21 protein-coding genes and 1 other RNA gene are annotated in these 18,316 nt (G+C 45.4%); 7 read left to right on the top strand and 15 right to left on the bottom strand.

The window, feature by feature from the left end:
- Positions 1 to 34 precede the first annotated feature (34 nt).
- The 3 genes from AB432_RS00585 to AB432_RS00575 form a co-directional block, all read right to left on the bottom strand.
- On the bottom strand, positions 35 to 1,507 hold the full coding sequence (locus AB432_RS00585; RefSeq protein WP_048035553.1) for an aminotransferase class I/II-fold pyridoxal phosphate-dependent enzyme: 1,473 nt from the start codon (positions 1,505 to 1,507) through the stop codon (positions 35 to 37).
- Between the two features lie 104 nt (positions 1,508 to 1,611).
- Positions 1,612 to 1,794 carry a sigma factor G inhibitor Gin gene (locus AB432_RS00580; RefSeq protein ID WP_007719893.1) on the bottom strand — a complete coding sequence of 61 codons (183 nt, stop codon included), beginning with the start codon at positions 1,792 to 1,794 and terminating at the stop codon, positions 1,612 to 1,614.
- A gap of 60 nt (positions 1,795 to 1,854) precedes the next feature.
- Positions 1,855 to 2,844, bottom strand: coding sequence for a hypothetical protein (locus tag AB432_RS00575; protein WP_048035552.1), 990 nt, complete (start codon positions 2,842 to 2,844; stop codon positions 1,855 to 1,857).
- A 197-nt stretch (positions 2,845 to 3,041) separates the two neighbouring features.
- Here AB432_RS00575 and AB432_RS00570 point away from each other — a divergent pair, with 197 nt between their 5' ends.
- Positions 3,042 to 3,569, top strand: a complete 528-nt coding sequence (locus tag AB432_RS00570; RefSeq protein WP_048035551.1) for a hypothetical protein — start codon at positions 3,042 to 3,044, stop codon at positions 3,567 to 3,569.
- A 16-nt stretch (positions 3,570 to 3,585) separates the two neighbouring features.
- On the opposite strand, the gene AB432_RS00565 is transcribed toward AB432_RS00570, so the two are convergent.
- From AB432_RS00565 to AB432_RS00520, 10 genes are all read right to left on the bottom strand, one after another.
- A complete protein-coding gene (locus AB432_RS00565) occupies positions 3,586 to 3,852 on the bottom strand; it encodes a pro-sigmaK processing inhibitor BofA family protein (protein WP_007719887.1) in 267 nt (88 codons plus the stop codon).
- Between the two features lie 12 nt (positions 3,853 to 3,864).
- On the bottom strand, positions 3,865 to 4,095 hold the full coding sequence (locus tag AB432_RS00560; RefSeq protein WP_047074435.1) for a DUF2508 family protein: 231 nt from the start codon (positions 4,093 to 4,095) through the stop codon (positions 3,865 to 3,867).
- Positions 4,096 to 4,111: 16 nt separating this feature from the next.
- Complete coding sequence (locus AB432_RS00555) at positions 4,112 to 5,089, bottom strand: CPBP family intramembrane glutamic endopeptidase (RefSeq protein WP_048035550.1); 978 nt, start codon at positions 5,087 to 5,089, stop codon at positions 4,112 to 4,114.
- 56 nt (positions 5,090 to 5,145) lie between these two features.
- Positions 5,146 to 5,622: an SRPBCC family protein gene (locus AB432_RS00550; protein ID WP_048035549.1), complete on the bottom strand. Its 477-nt coding sequence runs from the start codon at positions 5,620 to 5,622 to the stop codon at positions 5,146 to 5,148.
- Positions 5,623 to 5,769: 147 nt separating this feature from the next.
- Positions 5,770 to 6,366: a recombination mediator RecR gene (recR, locus tag AB432_RS00545; protein ID WP_012683846.1), complete on the bottom strand. Its 597-nt coding sequence runs from the start codon at positions 6,364 to 6,366 to the stop codon at positions 5,770 to 5,772.
- A gap of 28 nt (positions 6,367 to 6,394) precedes the next feature.
- Complete coding sequence (locus AB432_RS00540) at positions 6,395 to 6,706, bottom strand: YbaB/EbfC family nucleoid-associated protein (RefSeq protein ID WP_026134079.1); 312 nt, start codon at positions 6,704 to 6,706, stop codon at positions 6,395 to 6,397.
- A 45-nt stretch (positions 6,707 to 6,751) separates the two neighbouring features.
- Positions 6,752 to 8,449 carry a DNA polymerase III subunit gamma/tau gene (gene dnaX, locus AB432_RS00535; RefSeq protein WP_048035548.1) on the bottom strand — a complete coding sequence of 566 codons (1,698 nt, stop codon included), beginning with the start codon at positions 8,447 to 8,449 and terminating at the stop codon, positions 6,752 to 6,754.
- Between the two features lie 141 nt (positions 8,450 to 8,590).
- Entirely contained in the window at positions 8,591 to 10,024 is a 1,434-nt protein-coding gene (locus AB432_RS00530) for a PAS domain-containing sensor histidine kinase (protein ID WP_048035547.1), read from the bottom strand.
- 230 nt (positions 10,025 to 10,254) lie between these two features.
- An RNA gene (gene ffs, locus AB432_RS00525) (signal recognition particle sRNA large type) lies at positions 10,255 to 10,519 on the bottom strand.
- Between the two features lie 55 nt (positions 10,520 to 10,574).
- Entirely contained in the window at positions 10,575 to 12,335 is a 1,761-nt protein-coding gene (locus AB432_RS00520) for an HD-GYP domain-containing protein (protein ID WP_048035546.1), read from the bottom strand.
- Between the two features lie 214 nt (positions 12,336 to 12,549).
- Here AB432_RS00520 and AB432_RS00515 point away from each other — a divergent pair, with 214 nt between their 5' ends.
- The 5 genes from AB432_RS00515 to AB432_RS00495 all read left to right on the top strand — a co-directional run bounded on the left by AB432_RS00515 (position 12,550) and on the right by AB432_RS00495 (position 16,287).
- Complete coding sequence (locus AB432_RS00515) at positions 12,550 to 13,440, top strand: EamA family transporter (protein ID WP_048035545.1); 891 nt, start codon at positions 12,550 to 12,552, stop codon at positions 13,438 to 13,440.
- A 354-nt stretch (positions 13,441 to 13,794) separates the two neighbouring features.
- On the top strand, positions 13,795 to 14,418 hold the full coding sequence (locus tag AB432_RS00510) for a hypothetical protein (protein WP_048035544.1): 624 nt from the start codon (positions 13,795 to 13,797) through the stop codon (positions 14,416 to 14,418).
- 6 nt (positions 14,419 to 14,424) lie between these two features.
- On the top strand, positions 14,425 to 15,165 hold the full coding sequence (locus AB432_RS00505; RefSeq protein ID WP_048035543.1) for a hypothetical protein: 741 nt from the start codon (positions 14,425 to 14,427) through the stop codon (positions 15,163 to 15,165).
- A gap of 94 nt (positions 15,166 to 15,259) precedes the next feature.
- Positions 15,260 to 15,904, top strand: coding sequence for an ankyrin repeat domain-containing protein (locus AB432_RS00500; RefSeq protein WP_048035542.1), 645 nt, complete (start codon positions 15,260 to 15,262; stop codon positions 15,902 to 15,904).
- 20 nt (positions 15,905 to 15,924) lie between these two features.
- The gene (locus AB432_RS00495) at positions 15,925 to 16,287 is read left to right on the top strand and encodes a hypothetical protein (protein WP_053079655.1); all 363 of its coding nucleotides are present in this window, start codon (positions 15,925 to 15,927) and stop codon (positions 16,285 to 16,287) included.
- Between the two features lie 160 nt (positions 16,288 to 16,447).
- On the opposite strand, the gene AB432_RS00490 is transcribed toward AB432_RS00495, so the two are convergent.
- Together AB432_RS00490 and AB432_RS00485 are read right to left on the bottom strand one after the other, a co-directional pair.
- Entirely contained in the window at positions 16,448 to 17,107 is a 660-nt protein-coding gene (locus tag AB432_RS00490; RefSeq protein WP_048035541.1) for a DedA family protein, read from the bottom strand.
- A 12-nt stretch (positions 17,108 to 17,119) separates the two neighbouring features.
- Positions 17,120 to 17,719 (bottom strand): class I SAM-dependent methyltransferase, encoded by a 600-nt coding sequence (locus tag AB432_RS00485; RefSeq protein ID WP_048035540.1) that lies wholly within the window; start codon positions 17,717 to 17,719, stop codon positions 17,120 to 17,122.
- A 237-nt stretch (positions 17,720 to 17,956) separates the two neighbouring features.
- Between AB432_RS00485 and AB432_RS00480 the strand changes: the two genes are divergently transcribed.
- The gene (locus AB432_RS00480) at positions 17,957 to 18,265 is read left to right on the top strand and encodes a DUF4870 domain-containing protein (RefSeq protein WP_048035539.1); all 309 of its coding nucleotides are present in this window, start codon (positions 17,957 to 17,959) and stop codon (positions 18,263 to 18,265) included.
- Positions 18,266 to 18,316 lie beyond the last annotated feature (51 nt).

The following is an 18,316-nucleotide window of genomic DNA, read 5'->3' as shown; positions in this document are numbered from 1 at the left end:
TTCCACCCCTGTTGTAGCAGGCCAGTTGCTTAGATTATCGTAAAACCTGTATCGTTTGTAGCTGGTCGTCCTGTACGCCATGGAATCGCGTTTGTCCTCTCGCCAATTCCTTCAGCATCGCCAGACTTTCTTCATCGATCCGCTCGCCTGGCACCAGCACCGGAATCCCTGGCGGATATGGAATCACCATCTCTGCCACAATCCGTCCCAGAGCCTGCTCCAAAAGAATCGACTCCCTCGGGCAATCAACAGCTTCATGCATTGGCAATGCCTGCTCGCGCAAATAATGGGAAGACACGACTCCCGTCAAAAGAACGCGTTCCTCCCCCGGTTCTACTTGTGGTGCCATCGATTCAAGCAGTTTCCACAAAGCATCCAGGTCACGGGAGGAGGTTCCTGTCGAGGCTGCGAGGAGTACATGAGAGTCATCCGCCAGCTCCGAGAAAATCCCGTGCTTTTCCATCCATTTCTGTAACTCAAATCCACTGAATTGGGCCGTTCGCAAGTGGAAAAACAGCTTCAACGGGTCAAGCGTAGCGTATACGCTGTTCGTGGACAGTCGCGGCCAATCCAGCCACTCCAGTCGATCGAGTCGCTCCCGAAACTTGTCCAAAAGCGGCAACAACCTGTTCCACTCCTCGCTCGCCTCCAACGCCAGATGACGTCTGGCTACATCGAGTGAGGCCATTAGCACATACGACGGGCTGGAAGACTGAAGCATGGCGAGATGGCGGAACAACCGTTCACGGTCAATCCGCTCTCCCTGAATATGCAGCATCGAGGACATCGTCATTGCCGTTCCCATTTTGTGTGTCGATTGAACCGAAGCATCCGCACCTTCCTGCATGGCAGAACGCGGAAAGGCAGGATGGAACCCGTAGTGGGCACCGTGAGCTTCGTCTATCAAAAGCGGTATGTCAAACCGATGGACCGTCGCCGCCATTTTCGCCAAATCGATACCCATTCCATAATAGGTCGGATTCGTCAAAAAAACGGCCTTGGCATCGGGGTGTGCAAGCAGCGCACGCTCTACATCTTCGCGCCTTACACCCGCAGCGACTCCTGTTGCCAGATCGACTGCAGGTACTAAAAAGATCGGGGTTGCTCTCGCCATCATAATGCCGTTGAATACAGACTTATGGCAATTGCGTTGTACGAGAATCTTGTCGCCCGGTCTGCATACCGTCATGATGAGAGCGATATTTCCTACTGTACTTCCTCCGATCAAAAACTTGGTCTGTTCCGCATGGAAGGCTTGCGCCGCCAAAGCCTGCGCTTCTGCAATGACACCTTGTGGCTGATGCAGGTCATCTGTCCCGCTAATTTCCGTTACGTCCAGCACCAAGATGTCTTGAAAGCGATTTTTCGCATGGTTGTCAAAGCTGTGACCCATTTTATGTCCTGGCACATGAAACGGATGCGGCCGATGCTTGGCGTGCCGTTCAAGCTGTTCATAAAGGGGCGCACGCTTTTGTCGCTCCCGAAATTCAACATCTCTCTCCAACACGCGCGACTCACGTCCTTTATTTTTATTCCCCTATTTTAGCATGATTTGGACATGCATGAGTCCAGCAAAAAAAAGACACCGGAATGCACCGATGCCTTCTTTCTTCACGCATCTTTTCGCAACCAAATGCGTCTCATTTGATGAATAAAAAATGGATACTTTTCATCCTGTACATCGGTATTGACCATTTCCTGTTCGCACCGTTGACAGATAAACTGCTCACAAATGGCGATTCCGTCATTCTGCTCCTGTTCACAGACGATACATCGCTGAGCAACTTTTTCCATAGTGAAAACGCCTGCCCTTTTCCTCAATATACCAACCATTATACCCTATTATAGTCAGCATCATTCCCAAACGTTCGTGTTTTCGCCGATAGCTCGGTAGGCTTGGAAGTAGGACTGGGCTTCCTGCACAGGGAAGCAAGCTGCTGCATCAATGACATAGGACTGCCTCATTCCGTTAACCAGCTCTGATAACGGCAGCTCTGCAATGGTCGTTCCCGCGGCATTTCCGATCACGAGCAAGTCCGCATCCTTTACAGCATCCTGCCACGAATTGTATAGCGTCCAACCCGTCATCCTTTTGTTCGGAATTGGATTGTCCTCCCCCGTGTACACTGCAACGTCTTTTTCAGCCAACCAGTCAGAAGGCATATGCTCCCATAGCGAGTCCTCTCCCCAAAGTATGATCCGCTGTATATTCGCTTTTTGTAGAACGAGCCTACATTCTTGTTCAAGCCATCGAACGATGAGGGAAGAGTCTTGGCGGGAAGGGTAGAGCCAGCCCTGACCGATTCGTTTGTCCATACCGAGCGCGCGACTGACTTGCAGCAGAGAAATTCCTTTTTCATCGCAACTGGCACCAAGCTCGATATAAAATTGCTCCTTCCACGCCAAATAGCGAGGGAATTGACGAAGCGCTTCATCCACCTCGCGCATCCCGCATACCATCGTCACCAGTGAGTAGCGAGCGAGCTGCTTACAGAGGAACCGCATCCACCTTCCATTGGGTTCCCCTCCAAGCAAAGCTCGCTCGTGGGTACATAACGCCATACGAATGATCTCATGCTCCCCCAAACGCGCGTATTGAGTATGTAAAGTATTCGCCCAGTCGTATGGCACGTCGCTTCCGTAGACAAGCGTGAGCCATGGCCCCGTTCCCTGCTGTTGCATCCTTTCCTGCAAAAGCTTGCCATCAGTCTCTTTTGTCAGTAGAAATCCATCGGCAACTTCATCTGAGAAATCTGTTTGGTAATCAGACAGCACAATCCCACATGCTCCGAGCTCCTTGCCGAATCTGGTTACGACCTCCTCTGAAATGACCCATAGCCTCACGCTTTCCTTCCCTCCACATCACGCCCTACCGATTCATTCCTTTTATCCTGCCCATAACAAAAAGCCGTCAATCCAGTCATGTTAGACAAACGGCTTGTTTCATTCCTTGTATGAGCTTTCTCAAGATTTGCGACTGTGCGATAATGGAAACGCAGACTTTCATTCATCCAGACTGCTGTAAAAGGAAGTGACTTTTCATGAAGGAAACCGCCGCCCATACGATCTATAGCTACAAGCTGCTCTATCGTTTTCGCTGGCGATTCGTCGGCTACCTTTTTCAACTGTTGTTAATTGGCTTGTCCCTTATTTTGCACTCATTTATGCTACAAGTCCCGGCTTATACGCTGATTGTGACGTTAGCGATTCTACCTGTAATACCGATCTGTCATTTGGTTTTATTTCGACTGTATGCCCTTCTGCGCGGCCACAAGCCAAAGACAACTGCCGATATGCTCGTCTCTCCATGGTGGGGGGCTGGCTATCCACTTCCCATCCCGCTATCTGTCTATCGGGGCAGTGAGCTCACGGTAATTGCGGGAAGTATGGCGATAGCAGCCGGGGCTTTTGTGTGGCTTTCGAAAGGATACGCGCTCACCTTGATCACCGGAACATTGATCGTTGCGCTGCCACGCCTCCTCGCCCTCCTTGCTTCCTTTCGTCAACCAAGTCGCAGCCGGGTGAAATACGAGGATCGCGGCGTTGCTTTTTTGCTTACCGATGGATAACCGAATCGATACACCTTTACATAACCCATAGCTTGATGACAATCAACGCCGCCAATCCAGGCAAACGGAGAAGTCCGACGAGCAGAGCCGTCACCGGGTTGATCGGGATATGGAAGTTAGCCAACTCTCCAACCAGATTGGTGAAAAACAGCAATAGTGCGCCAATCACGACTTGCATGATCCCAAATCCAATCCACCTGATCGGGCCCGTGACAGATTTGCTGGCGGCAATCACCAGCAATATTCCAACTACAATCAGTGCTATAACCCACCCTGTAGTCATCTGCTCTTCCTCCTATGCCTGTTGGCGATTCCTCTCGCGCTTTGCTTGCGCGAGCAAATACATATACCGCTTTTCTGTCACATGCAAATAATAAATGACATCATCCAAACCGCCATCCGGTTCACTGATCTCCGCAAGATGGCGGGCATGCTGCCAATCCATTCGCGCCTGATTGACTGCCATATCCAAACTCGCCTCATTCCATTCCACCACGAACCGCGCTTTTTTTCTCCACCTACTCACCTGCAAGCTTCCCCCCTCAGTGAAAGTAGTAAAGTACTCCTGTCATGTTGTTAACTGCATGCAACAAAACCGCTCCCCAGATCGATTGGTACCGATGTCGAACGAATCCGAGTAAAAGCCCAATGACAAAAAGCGGAGCAAACAGAGCGAGATCCATATGCAGGAGCCCAAACCAGAGACTGCTCAGGAAGATACCCATAATGGGCCCGATTCTCTGAACCAGATAAGTCTGAATCACGCCACGAAACAAAATCTCCTCCGCAATCGGAACCAATATGCCAATGACCAGAAGTGAGGTGAGCGCCGCCAAAATATCCGTTTCTTTGGCCTGCACAATCTCTTTTTCGATCTGCTGCTCTCGCTCTGATGACAGAGACAGTCCAAACCAGTCCGCAATCGGGTTCGTCACCACCACATCTAGCACCAGTGCAATCAAAAGAAACAGAGCAGCAAGCATCAACAGCATCCGGCCTAGTTGTACAGGTCGGCGAACGCCGATTTCCCCCAGTCGTCCACGAAACCACAGCGGAATCAAAATCAACAGGAACAGTTGGAAAATAGCTGATTCCAATATCCCTCCAATCGTACCGGTGGAAAAGAAGGTACCTTCCAGTAAAAACCCATACAACAACAGTACGCCTGTTTGAAACACATGCAGCCAAGCCACAATATGCAGTACATCATTCCCTGTAAGCTCGTCATATTGCCATAGCCATGACGTCTTCTGCCGTCTTTCTCGGAGCAAGCTCACAATGAAACCAACAGTCGCAATGAAGCTGAATACCGTCACTGCAAATGCAAGTAATCCTAGCCATACCTCCGGTTGCCCGACAGTGGTAGCAACCCATTTTCCGTCTTCACCCTTGTGAAAACGAATCATGGATAACTCCGCAGCAAACATGAGCCAATACCCAATAAACAGCATGATCGCCCATGGAGTGGACTTTTGTCGCCGTATCCCACTCACAAGCGACAGTCCTTGTCCTGTCAGCATCTCCTCACGCTCCTATTTCACTGTATGTCTCGTCCATTCAAAAAAGTCCGGCATTTCTATCCGGATTGCAAAGCTTTTATCTGTGCTTCTGCTACTTGCTTGAGATATTCATTGCGCGTCCGCAAAAACCGCGTCATATACACCTTCAAGAACAACCAATCCGCGAGCTTCCCCAAGATACCCAGCGGAGATGTGTAGTCAAATATATCGATCATTCTCGTCTGATTGTCCGTTATCGGAATGAACTCATGCGTGTGATGAAACCGTTTGAATGCACCAGAAACCATCTCATCCACGAAATAGCGCGGTTCCTCCATCTCTGTGATTTTCACCGTCAAATTTTGCTTGATACCGAAGTGAATGGCTTCCCAAGTAACCGTCTCCCCCAGGTTTATCAGTCCGCTCGTAACTCCTCCAATCGCTCTCTCCCTCGTGCTGGCGGTCGATTCCATATGCAAATCAATGCTTCTGGCAGCATCGAAGCAGACCTGTCGCGGAGCATCTATCAAAAACTCCATACGAATAACCGGCATACTGCACCCACCTCTCGAAACGAAAAAAAGACAGGCAGCCCCCGTCTTCTTTTCTATCTTTATCGTACGGATGATATTTAAAAAGTCGTCCTTTCAGCACCGAGAAAGTGGTGAGAACCTGAAGAAGGAGAACTTTTTAAATTTCCTTTACAGGTCGCGCCTGCCTTCCAATGCTTTGGTTAGCGTAACTTCATCGGCGTACTCCAAATCTCCCCCGACTGGCAAGCCGTGCGCGATACGCGTCACGCGAATGCCAAAAGGCTTAATCAGCCGGGAAATGTACATCGCTGTCGCTTCCCCTTCGATATTCGGATTGGTCGCCAAAATGACTTCCTTCACCTGCTCGTCACCGAGGCGCTTCAACAGGTCAGGAATGCGAATATCTTCCGGGCCGATCCCATCCATAGGAGAAATCGCCCCGTGCAAAACGTGATAATACCCTTCAAACTCTCTCGTCTTCTCCATTGCTACCACGTCTCGCGGCTCTTGCACCACACAGATGATCGAGCCGTCACGACGTTTGTCCCGACAAATATGACATGGATCGAGATCGGTAATATTGTTGCAGACCGAGCAGTAATGAAGCTGGCGCTTGGCATTGACCAATGCTTTTGCCAGATCAAGCACGTCGTCCTCTTTCATATTGAGCACAAAAAAGGCAAGCCGCCCAGCCGTTTTGGGACCGATGCCGGGCAATTTCATAAAACCATCAATGAGCTTTGAGACCGGTTCTGGATAAAACATCGCCTACTCCTCTTTTCCTGCCCAATTTTTAGAACAGGCCTGGGATGTTCATGCCTCCAGTAAATTTGCCCATTTCCTTGCCTACCATTTCATCTGCTTTGCGCAGTGCATCGTTCACAGCAGTGAGCACCAGGTCTTGCAGCATTTCTACATCTTCAGGGTCTACTACCTCTGGCTTGATCACGATGTCTTTGATTTGCTTATGTCCATCGATTTTCACAGTGATAGCACCGCCACCAGCAGAGCCTTCCACGATTCTTTCTTTCAAGCCTTCTTGCGCTTTTTGCATTTCTTCCTGCATTTTTTTCACTTGCTTCATCATTTGTTGCATTTGCTGCATGTTTTTCATTGAGGTATCCTCCCTAAATAGTTATGAGTGTATGATTTAGTCTTTGACTTCAACAAGACCTTCTCCGACGAGCTTGATGGCTTCCGCCAAAAACGGGTCCTCTTCCGGCTCATCAGAAGCGTCTTTTTGACCAACCTGCTGGTCTACACTTTGCCACTCTTCCTCCATAACAGACAAGAGCTGCAAGGGCCTGCCCAACACCGTAGACATAACGCGCTCGATCACGCTCCGAAGCTCTGCCTCCATCGTCTTATCGCAATGGATGGCACTGTTGAAGGTTACGACAACAGCTTCATTGCCGGCAGCTACCGGTTGACCATTGACTAGCCAAGCCTGGTACTGGATCTTGATCTTTTTCAGTTCGGTCAAAATTTGACTCCACTGCCCGCGCACCTGTCTCGTCAAATTCTCATCCATGGCCTTCGCGACTTCCCTGACTCTATTCATCGGGGTTCGTGAACCACCAGAAGCCGCAGCTATGCGCCTTGGCTCGTTCTTGCGTGTTTCCTCGGCCTTTTGCTGTCCGGGAATGCTCACCTGACCTTGCATCACTTGAACCAAACGCTCTTCCAAAACGCGGATACGATTGGACATGGCGGTCAGTTCCTCGCTGTTAACGGGTGAGGCTCCCATAGATTCCGTCGCATTTGCATTAGGCTGACACATTTTGACGAGAGTCAGTTCAACCAGCACTCTTGCGTAGGTCGACCATTTTAATTGCGACAAAGCCTGATTGCAGGTCTCAATCGCTGCGTAAAGCACTGGAAACGAGTACAGCTTTGCAACCTCTGCAAACTGTTCATCAATCATGGTCCGCTCGACAATCTCTTCTAGCTGCGGCGCTGTCTTCAATAACAGCATATCGCGGTAATAGTAGAGGAAATCGTGCAGGAACTGCTCCGGGTCCTTCCCTTGCACCATGACTTTATCAAATTGCTCCATAACCTGCGCAATATCATTTTCGGCAATATGTCGCGCAAGCACGGAAAAGTAAGATTGGGCAACTGTGCCCGTAATCTGCATAATATCACTAGCACGAACCTCGTCCTTGCTATAGCTAATCGCTTGGTCCAACAAGCTAAGAGCATCACGGGCTCCACCTTCAGCCATCTTCGCTACGAGCTGCAGGGCCTGCTCCTCCACCTGCACCCCTTGTGATTGGCAAATCCTTTGCAAAAGATCGACCATCACTCTCAGTGGAATTCGGTGAAAATCAAAGCGCTGGCAACGAGAGATAATCGTCGCTGGCAGCTTGTGCGGCTCTGTCGTCGCCAAAATAAAAATGACGTGGGACGGCGGCTCTTCGAGGGTTTTTAACAAAGCGTTAAATGCCTCTGTCGTCAGCATATGCACCTCATCGATGATGTACACTTTATACCTGACGTCGCTCGGGGCAAATTTCACTTTGTCACGAATGTCGCGGATCTCTTCAACACCACGGTTGGATGCCGCGTCGATTTCCAGCACATCCGTTACAGAACCGTTGGAGATGGCTCTACACGTATCGCATTGATTGCATGGCTCACCATCTATGGGCTGCTCGCAGTTCACTGCTTTGGCCATAATTTTGGCTGCACTTGTTTTTCCCGTACCTCGGGGACCGTTGAATAAATAGGCATGGGACAGCCTATTTTCGCGTAAAGCATTACGCAAGGTTGTCGTAACATGCTCTTGTCCGACTACGTCTTGAAAAGTCTGCGGTCGGTATACGCGGTATAGCGCGGTATAAGCCATGTTCGTATGACACTCCCCATCTGCACAGTCCTCTTCTATATCCTATTCAGTATACACGATTGCCACCGTTCGTACAAAGTGAACGGACATGTCTCACTTAAAAAACGCCCCGTTCACAATTGTGCGGGACGCTTTCTACTCCTAATACGGCAGCATGATATGGAAGGTCGTCCCAAACCCTTTGGAGGAGACACGGATTTGACCGCCAATATCGTGAATGATTTTTTGGCAGACAGACAATCCGAGCCCTGTCCCTTCCTCTTTTGTCGTAAAAAACGGATCGAAAATCTTATCAATAATGTAAAGCGGGATGCCCGGACCTGAATCGTGGATATCGATACTCACTTTGTCGCCATCCTGGTCGAAATGATGGGAAATCCGAAGCGACCCTTGCTCTCCCATTGCTTCTATTCCATTTTTGCAGATATTAATGAACACTTGCTTCAATAGCTCGTTATCCCCGACGACCATCGGAAGCTTACCACGAGAGGCAAACTGAACATCAATTCCGTACAGATTCGCCTGTGACTCGACAATCGGCAAAATTTCCTCAAAAACGGTATTTAAGTCGACCATGGAATATTGAATATTACGCGGCTTGCTCAATAGTAGGAATTCACTCACTAAAGAATTGATGCGATTAATTTCTGTGAGCATGATTTCGGTGTACGTTTTCTCCCTCTCCATGCCACTGTCAGCGAATGACTTGAGGAACATTTGCAGAAATCCTTTGATCGAGGTAAGTGGATTGCGAATCTCGTGTGCTGTACCAGCAGCAATTTGCCCGATCATCGCCAAGCGTTCATTCCGTTCGAGCTTTTGGGCGAAGGATCGCAGGTTTGTTATGTCTTTGAAAAGAATAAACGCCCCTACTGTTTTCCCTGACTCGTCTTGAAGTGTATTTGCGTCGACAATCAGCTCATAGCGTTGGTTGTCATTGGTCCAGGAAGTCGCGACATTTTGCAGCTTTACGCCTTCCAAAAGTTCTTTTTTAATGAATCGATGCGGTTCGGGGATGCCGCTAAATACTTGATCCACGTGTTTATTGATGACGTCCAGTCTCTCCATACCCAGCAGCTTGCACGCCGTCTGACTGGCTTCGATAATGATCGATTTCTCGTCGAGGATAAACAAGCCCATGCTTGTATCATAGGTCAGTTTGGTCAACAATCGTTGCGACAAAAGCCGATCGCTCTCTTTTACGAGTTGGGGAAAATGGATCATGTACAGAAGTTCTTCTGCTTGCTGTGCCATGATCATGACAGACGTGTTCCTGCACCTCCCCTGTTTATCACACCATTCTAGTTCGACCTCGCCTTTGGTTCCCACTTCTTCTTCCTTTCGCAAATATTCCTCATACAGGTGCTCCATGGAACCTCGATGGGGAAGAAGAGAGCTGATAGGCTTATTGATAAGTTGATCGCGTGAATATCCGGTTATACGAAGCAGTTGTTCGTTGACCTCCACGATACTACCCGCTTGATTCACCAATAAAACGGCAGTAGGCAGTTGATGCATGAACCGCTGCAATCGACCGGACGAGCCAACGAGATGTAACGAAGAAAGTGCACTCATAGCTTGTCCCTCCTGGCCTATGACGTATTTTGAAAGGAAAGAAACGAAATCCTTTCCGCCTATTATGAAAATTCGTGAAAATACTCGTAAAACCTTCATTCTATCCACCTAAAAAGCATGGAAATGTTTCGCTAGTTATCGTCAATTTCCAACAAAAAATAATTGGATCGCAAAATAAAAATAGCATGCTTCCCTTCGGAAACATGCTATCTGTACATGCGTGATAAGTACCGTGCACCTATCTTCGATAATCCTTATCCGAGCGTTACTTATGGTAGCAGCTCAGAGCAGGCTACCCTGCGGCACACGCGATGATCCACTTATGGCTGCTTCCTTCCGGACCTGACCAGATTCATGGGTTCGCGTTGCACAGGACCCGCTCCTCAACACCGCCGCCATAAGGCAGCCTCACATAAGAAAACCTAGGATAGGAATTCAACCCTGCTATTGCGGATTGCAGGTTACAGGGCACCGCAACCTCCCCGTCTAGCACGGTAGAATTAGAATACCAAAGTTAGTAGCCGATAGCAAGGAGTAAACCTATCCAGCGCTAGGAAATCTCTCTATCCTTACTAACTCTTCCCTTACAATCCGCTGATTGTGTAATCTGAATAGCTCCATCCTCAAAAGCCTTCTTAAAAATCGAAACAATAGAGGGGTCGAACTGTGTACCTTGGCAGCGGAGAATTTCTTCGTACGCCTCTTTTGCCGACATGGCTTTGCGATAGGAACGTGTAGAGGTCATAGCATCAAACGTATCTGCAACGGCAAGAATACGCCCAATCAGCGGGATTTCTTCCCCTTTGAGCTGATCAGGATAACCTTTTCCATCCCATCGCTCATGATGATGCCGTACCCCTAAACTGATATGTGACAGGTTTTCTATTTGCTCTACAATTTTTCCACTGATAATGGAATGAGTTTTCATGCATTCATACTCGTCAGGCGATAGCTTCCCTGTTTTTAAAAGGACGTGGTCAGGAATGGCTACTTTTCCGATATCATGCATTAAGCCAGCATAACGTAAATCATCTCGTGAAACTGCAAGCTGTTCCTGTTGCTGTAAATAATCATAAATGATAAGGGCATAGTGCGTAACTCGTTCTGTATGTCCGGCTGTATAAGGGTCCTTCATCTCTACCGCTAAATAAAAGCTCCGAACGATTTGATCCAGGCTCTGTTGCGAATACTCCCGCTCGCGGATAATTAACGCATGCATCTGTTCTGCCATCGTGTTGAACTTATTCTCTAGTAGCGTTATTTCTTTCATCCCATGTATCGGGACGCGTATGGAAAAATCACCTTTCAACAAGGAATCAGTGGCCGATACCAAGCTATAAATCGGCTCACCAATCCATTTTGATAAACGGTGTGCCACATAACAGGCAAATAAGACTACGATAAAAAGGGTGAAACAAAAGATGAGGTTCAATTGTTGTAATCGTTCATTAATCCCCTCTCTTGGCAACCATTCAAAATAAGCACCACCGCTTTTTTCAGACACTAGACGGTATACGTAAATGTCCTTGCCTTGGATAAGCAAAGAAAAGAGTCCTTTTTCATTGGATTGTTCCCACTGCCTGTGTACCAATTCATAATGAGGAAGCGTCGAAACATGATTTCCAATCATAGCTTTATCGGTGTGAATCATAATAGTTCGGGAGGGGGATAGGACCATCATGCCATACTCTTTTGGAACGACATAGGTGCGGACCCAGTCAGTCAGTTTATCCAGATTGATTTCCACCAATAAAAGTCCCGTAGCTTTTGGATTCGAGCTCTCCAGGCGCTTCTCGAGAAAAAATGATCTTGGGCGCTTCTCTTGCTCCCTTTTTGTAAGAAAATCTACCCTGTTTTCTCCAGTTCCCCATTGCTCTCGTTCCATAAATTGATTATCCGCACTCCAGCTCTTATCTTCATGTAATAAGAAAACTCTTCCATCCTCGCCGAGATAAACAATATTTCCTACCACTTTTTGGTTGCGAGAGAAACGCTCGAATAGATTTTGGACCTGTTCCTGTGATGTCCATTCACGTCTAAAGCCATTCTTTTTTCCTTCGACAAAAGATGGTTCCTCTGTGAGACGTTTGGCTAGTCTATTCGCCAATTCATCGGTATCCTTTTGGATAGACTGAAAAAGGGACAAAAGCCGTTCATCGACGAGCCCTATATTCGCGTCCATGTTCGTTTTGTATAGTTCAAACACGGCCGCTTTGGCTTGATCAAAAAAAAGGAAGCAAACAAGAATAGTCGGCCCTAGAATCAACAATAAAAATGTGGAAAATAATCGATCCCTCCACTTCAGGTACACAAGCCTCCCCCTTTTTTCCAAGCTGTTCACCAAACCTATAGCTACACCATTGTTAGTGGGTACGATTATATAGTGTCACTTCACTATTTCCCGCTGGGATCAAACGTAAACCTTTGTTCGAACCAAAAATGGAATCTTCTTCATCCATAGACAAACGGACGCTGTCGTAATATCCTAGCTAAGAATTATTATCGTATGTGAGGAGATGCATCAGATGAGATACATCCTCCTGGTTTTTCTCGGAGCATGTAGTTACGGCATACTATCAACCATCGTAAAGCTTGCCTACAAGCAAGGCTATTCGCCCGCAGAAGTAATTGGTGGGCAAATGTTTTTGGGCTTTGTGCTGACCTGGATACCCGCTCTTTTTTTCCTGCGGACCAAGCCTCCCCTTCGCCAGTTGCTATTATTGGTCGCCGTAGGTCTGTCTGTCGGTTCCACCGGAATTATGTACTACAATGCCCTGCAATATATCCCAGCCTCGATCGCCATCGTCCTTTTGTTTCAGTTCACATGGATGGGCGTACTGGTTGAAGCTGTGATGACTCGCCGAATGCCTGGAAAGGAGACGATTTTTTCCCTCCTGTTGCTGCTGACAGGGACCCTTCTTGCAGGAGGAATTTTTGAGAGTGGCGGATTGGCCCAATTCCATATCCTTGGTGTCGTCTTCGGTCTTCTCTCAGCCGTTTCTTTTACGTTGTTTATTTTGTTTAGCGGGAAAATCGCCATTGCTGTTAATCCGTGGATTCGTAGTTCCAGCATGGCGACTGGCTCTTTTCTGTTGGCCAGTCTGATTTACCCACCCGTTTTTCTATTCAACGGAGCATTGTTGGACGGGTTGTTTCCATACGTATTTTTGCTCGCCTTCTTCGGTATTTTCATCCCGACCGTTTTTTTCAATTATGGTATGCCCCACATAGGACCGGGGATGGGAGCTATTTTAGGAGCAGCTGAGCTACCTATGGCTGTGCTCTCCTCCTATGTCATTTTGAATGAATCTGTCTCTATACTCCAAGTGAGCGGAGTCGTGATCATTTTACTCGGAATCATCTTGCCGGAATGGCTGCGCCAGCGAAGCATTCGAAGAAACAAGGCTACCTCATAAGCGTTGTCCAAAGCCCATCCATTTTGCCACTACCGCAATACGGACGGGTTTTTTTATGATCAAAAACAACAACCCTCTGCTCCACGCAAAGGGTTGTTGACAAAGTCAATCATAATTTCAACCCGCAAAAATAGCGAGTATTAAGGAGCAATATTTTCTTTGAATGACTTTTATCAACATTCCTTTTATTGAGGAGTTTATATTCATTTACAAAAGTGAATCAGTTCATTTACTTCTTAACTAATCAATTTTACTCGCAAATCCACATCAGAAAAGCAAATTTAGTTATATATTGGAAAATATGTAAATGAAGTTATAAAATACAATAAACACACGAAAAAGGAGTGGGTATTATTGTTGCAAAAATCTAAAAAAATACTATTTTCATTATTGCTTTTACCTTTTATTTTTCTATTCTTGATAAGTACAAAAACAGAAGCAAACCCTACAACCATTGAAATGGATATTAAGGAACATAGTTTGAAGAAAATATTTAAAACAGAAGAAAAATTCGCTCAGTCCTTTAACTCAAAATTTGGGATCGATCCTTTGGATGAAATTAAAGGGGATGTTAAATTAAGCCTCAAATTCAAAAAACAAAAGGACAGTAAAGAACAGCGTGATGTTTCAGGAAAAGCTACTGTTAAAATTGGGAATGAAAAATTCACTTTTCCTATTGAAGAAGGCAGTTTAGTTAAATCAATTAACTCTGAAGGGAAAGAAGTTTACTTTCTAGATGCAGATTCGACCTTTAAATCTAAAGATGGAAATAAGGAAGTTAGTTCGCTAACTTTTGCATGGAACAAAGACTTTTCCAAAATGGAGGGCGCTATTAGTGTAGGTACTATCTCTGACTTCTCTTATATTACTTTCGGTAATTCCGACAAACCGATAAGAGGAACTACTGAAGAAGAACGCCAAGAGTTAGCTGATAATCAACAGGAATTTGATACCGACGAGTATGGGGAGGAGGAGTAGTATTTTATGAATATTAGAAATGTACTTTCATTGTTATTGACTAGTGTTTTATTATTGACAAGTTATGTTTCTCCAACCTTTGCATTCGAGAATTTACAGCACTTTAAAACTATGGCAGGAAAAAACAGAACACCCGAAGGATGTTCATTTCGTTCAGGAGTAATGACCATTGGTAGAACTTTCAATTCGAACACCCTCAATGGTACTTTACAGCATCGTGTTTTTGGAACTATAGAGGATGTAAAAAAATGCTATAAATATGGTGCGTATGTCCATATAATGGAATCCTATGTTAAAGCCAAGGACGGTAGTACAAATACAGGTAAAATCGGTGTATACTCCCCAGAAGATACAGATGGATCTAGTCTCCAAATTTCTGATGCTGTTTTTAATTGGCTAGATTGGACTAACATAGCACAATTAACAGTTAAAGTATTATCAAACGATTTTAAAGCAGAAATAAGAGCTACCCAGCCAACAGGAACCATTCACAGTAGGAGAATTAGGGCTACAAATGCTTTTGGAATTGATCACGCTAATTTGCCTGCTTCTGTCTCAAGCACAACGGCTGATAAAGCTGTTCAAGATGATACACTTGGGTTTTCTACTTATTTTGATATAACGATGTATGATGAACTTGGAAAGATTGAGTCATCTGGCAAGGTTAGATATTTTGTAGTAAATGGGTTGGGTGAAACAATAGGTATTTGGGGCGAAGAAATGTATATTGAGCATTACATGTGGTAACTAAATAGTAGAGGACAGTACACGCTTTATATTGGGTACTTCCTCTATTTTTGTTTTTATATGACACTAATAGATATAAAGGTTGTGTCTGGAGATGAAAAAAAATAGAATTGGAATTTACATTCTTCTAATATTTCTTTTGTTTAGCGGTTGCACAAACACTTCATCTAATGATTTAAATAAAAATAATGTTGATGCAAAAAGTGAAGTATATGCCCTTTCTTTGGAGCTTAATTCGGATAGTTTCTTACAACAAATCGAAGAAAATAATAATGCTACCGTTGCATTGTTTTTAAAAGCTGGCATTGATCCAAATTTACCAAATAAAGAAGGTGAAATTCCAATAGTCAAAGCTGCCCTTAACGGAAATGTTGCTATTGTCAATTTACTTATCAATGCTAACGCCAGTATTAATTTGCCTAACAGTAATGGAACTACAGCATTGATGGCAGCAGCAGCCAACAATCAATTAATAATAGTACAGCTTTTACTTCAAAAGGAGGCTAACATAGAAGCAAAAGATAACGATGATTATAATGCTTTAATGCTTGCAATTAGAAACGGTGATATTGAGATAACTAAAACGTTAATAGATGCCGGAGCAAATCCTAATATTACAGAGGGAAATAATAGAGATGACATCATTTTATTTACAAAGAAGATATATCCAGAAATCGGAATTATATTGGATGATGTGAATAATAGCCTTAATATGAAGGTCCCACAATCAAGAGAATAATTTATTGTTGAGGTGATTAGATGAAATGCCCTTGGTGCGATGTACAAGTCGAAAAGCTTGAAGGCTATTGTTTGAATTGCGGGAATGAATTTGTTGACTTCGAAAAGAAAGAGTTTTCAAATATAAATAACTCTGATTTAAATAATGTATCTGTTCCCAAAGTTGAATTCTGCGCAAAATGTCAGAATGAAATGTTATTCCTAGGTGAACAGGAATTACAAAGATCGTCACCAATCAGTAATTTGTTTTTAGGTGAATTCGGTGACCTTTTAAAAGGAACCCTACGTTTACTCATGTTTGTTTGCAAAGATTGCGGGAAGACTGAATTTTTCGTAACAGAGGACACCTTATTACGATTAAAAGATTACGGTCAATTAGATTAGCTGTCTATGAGAAAACCAAAAACTCACAAAACCTCTGATATTTTTGAATTTAAGTAAACAGTGTAAAAACCTCGCCTACTTGCGAGGCAATTGAAAAGGGGCTTTCCAAAAGCCATGAATCTGGCTAGGGATCGCCCCTTGTTTACACGTAGAGGAAAGGTTACTCTTTTCGATCACGATCGATCATCAGAGGCTGTGGCGCAGTCGCCATGTTTTTTTGTTTTCTCCAAACGGTAAATCCATAATAAACAGCAGCAATGAGAACCAGTGCACCTAAGACAGAGAAAATCACGGTTCGATTATTCAATAAGGCCACATAAGAAGTAAGCATCTCCACCTTATTTCCCATGAAATGACCGAGCAAAAACAAGATCAGCGTCCATACAAAGCCGGTTGTGTACGAAAAGAGGGCGTAGCGTGGAAACGTCATTTTCCCGATCCCGACCAAGTAAGGAACCACATGCCTGACAACCGGAAAGAAATAGCTGATACATAGGGCGTAGCTTCCGTAACGATCGAGAAGCGACTGCGCTTGATCTACGTACTTGTTCATTCCTTTTTTGCGACTAATCCAGTTCAGTGCAGGTGCACCTAGCCATCTCCCGAGCACATATCCCAATGATAGCCCCGAAACGACACCTAGATAGGTCGCAATAAATGCAGGAATAACATGCAGAAGTCCCATCGAGGTCAGCACCCCTGCAGACAGCACGATCACCTCGTCAGGAATCGGCATACCAACAATCCCTAGCCATAACATAAAGAAAAGAGCAAAATAGCCAAACTGACCCACAGACTCGGACAGCATATCGACAATCATTTAGAAATCCTCCTAGCCGACACCCTTGCCATCATCCTTCCGGCAAATGTAAACAAAGGCAGGTGGCAGATTCAATGGAACCATCTTCACCGATACTTGCTCAAATACAGAGGAAAGCTGCTTTTTCATTTGCAGCGAATATTGAAAGGCGACAAATACTCCACCTGGTTTTAGCGCATGATATACCTGATCCATGATTTGATCACGCAGCTCTTGTGGGAAGTTGGCAAATGGTAGGCCCGACAAAATACAGTCGGCTTTGCCCAATCCCGCGTCCGAAAGAACCCGATTCAAATCTACCGCATCTTCGTGGAATCGTACATCGGGAAATAGTGGTTCCAACCTTTTGCGCATCTTGGTCTCCTTTTCAAAGGATACCAGTACGGCTTCCGGTTTTTTCTTTTGCTCGATCCACTTCGTAAAAATCCCCGTTCCTGCTCCTAATTCCACAATTGTATGTGCTTGCTCCCAGTCGATGGGCGCAACCATTTGTTTACAAAGTGCACGGGAGCTAGGAGTAATACTGCCTACTTGGCCTGGCGACTGCAAAAAATTATAGAAGAACATCAGCCGATCCTTCATGCTGGACGGATGATGACAATCGATCATCATGTCTATATGCTCCCTTCTCAGTTCTTGCTTATCCATTATCATATCCAAAAAACATTACGAATTATCTACCAAAAACGAAAGATTTTCTTACTACTATAACAGTAAACGAATGGAAATAAAAATTCCTCCGTCTCTGGTCGGATCAAATAATCACGCTCATGATGGTTTTTCGAGTGATTTCCATACGTTACAATGGCAGTAGATCAAGTTTTACATCTAATCAAGGAGGATTTATTCATGGATTATAAAGGTGTAAAAGTCATAACGCACGCTAGCACATTTTTTGCACCGATCCTTGTACCCATTCTTGTCTGGCTGCTCGTACAAAATCGTGGCGCCAAAAGTATGGCGCTGCAAGCTTTGTTCTTCCACATCATAATGACGGTGCTCATCGCTATTTCCTGGTTCTTCACCTTCTTGTTGATTGGGATTCCATTCCTGATTGTGTTTGGACTGATGGCGATCTACTACCCGATTAAAGGCATCATCTACTCCTTAAATGGACGCCCGTTTTCCTACCCATTCGTCGGTGGGATTGGCAGATAATCACGATACACAAAAAAGACCAGCTATCCTTTAGTAGGAAGCTGGTCTTTT

The sequence above is a fragment of the Brevibacillus brevis genome (assembly GCF_001039275.2).
Taxonomy (GTDB): Bacteria; Bacillota; Bacilli; order Brevibacillales; family Brevibacillaceae; genus Brevibacillus; species Brevibacillus brevis_C.
This window is presented reverse-complemented; position numbering and strand designations above follow the sequence as displayed.

Excerpts from the sequence above, each read along its gene's own strand:
- AB432_RS00565 (WP_007719887.1), bottom strand. The coding sequence starts at position 3,852 with ATGACTACAGGGTGGGTTATAGCACTGATTGTAGTTGGAATATTGCTG.
- AB432_RS00515 (WP_048035545.1), top strand. The coding sequence starts at position 12,550 with ATGAGATACATCCTCCTGGTTTTTCTCGGAGCATGTAGTTACGGCATA.
- AB432_RS00500 (WP_048035542.1), top strand. The coding sequence starts at position 15,260 with ATGAAAAAAAATAGAATTGGAATTTACATTCTTCTAATATTTCTTTTG.
- AB432_RS00580 (WP_007719893.1), bottom strand. The coding sequence starts at position 1,794 with ATGGAAAAAGTTGCTCAGCGATGTATCGTCTGTGAACAGGAGCAGAAT.
- AB432_RS00555 (WP_048035550.1), bottom strand. The coding sequence starts at position 5,089 with ATGCTGACAGGACAAGGACTGTCGCTTGTGAGTGGGATACGGCGACAA.
- AB432_RS00495 (WP_053079655.1), top strand. The coding sequence starts at position 15,925 with ATGAAATGCCCTTGGTGCGATGTACAAGTCGAAAAGCTTGAAGGCTAT.
- AB432_RS00550 (WP_048035549.1), bottom strand. The coding sequence starts at position 5,622 with ATGCCGGTTATTCGTATGGAGTTTTTGATAGATGCTCCGCGACAGGTC.
- recR (WP_012683846.1), bottom strand. The coding sequence starts at position 6,366 with ATGTTTTATCCAGAACCGGTCTCAAAGCTCATTGATGGTTTTATGAAA.
- dnaX (WP_048035548.1), bottom strand. The coding sequence starts at position 8,449 with ATGGCTTATACCGCGCTATACCGCGTATACCGACCGCAGACTTTTCAA.
- AB432_RS00480 (WP_048035539.1), top strand. The coding sequence starts at position 17,957 with ATGGATTATAAAGGTGTAAAAGTCATAACGCACGCTAGCACATTTTTT.
- AB432_RS00570 (WP_048035551.1), top strand. The coding sequence starts at position 3,042 with ATGAAGGAAACCGCCGCCCATACGATCTATAGCTACAAGCTGCTCTAT.
- AB432_RS00530 (WP_048035547.1), bottom strand. The coding sequence starts at position 10,024 with ATGAGTGCACTTTCTTCGTTACATCTCGTTGGCTCGTCCGGTCGATTG.
- AB432_RS00485 (WP_048035540.1), bottom strand. The coding sequence starts at position 17,719 with ATGATGATCGATTGTCATCATCCGTCCAGCATGAAGGATCGGCTGATG.
- AB432_RS00490 (WP_048035541.1), bottom strand. The coding sequence starts at position 17,107 with ATGATTGTCGATATGCTGTCCGAGTCTGTGGGTCAGTTTGGCTATTTT.
- AB432_RS00540 (WP_026134079.1), bottom strand. The coding sequence starts at position 6,706 with ATGCAGCAAATGCAACAAATGATGAAGCAAGTGAAAAAAATGCAGGAA.
- AB432_RS00505 (WP_048035543.1), top strand. The coding sequence starts at position 14,425 with ATGAATATTAGAAATGTACTTTCATTGTTATTGACTAGTGTTTTATTA.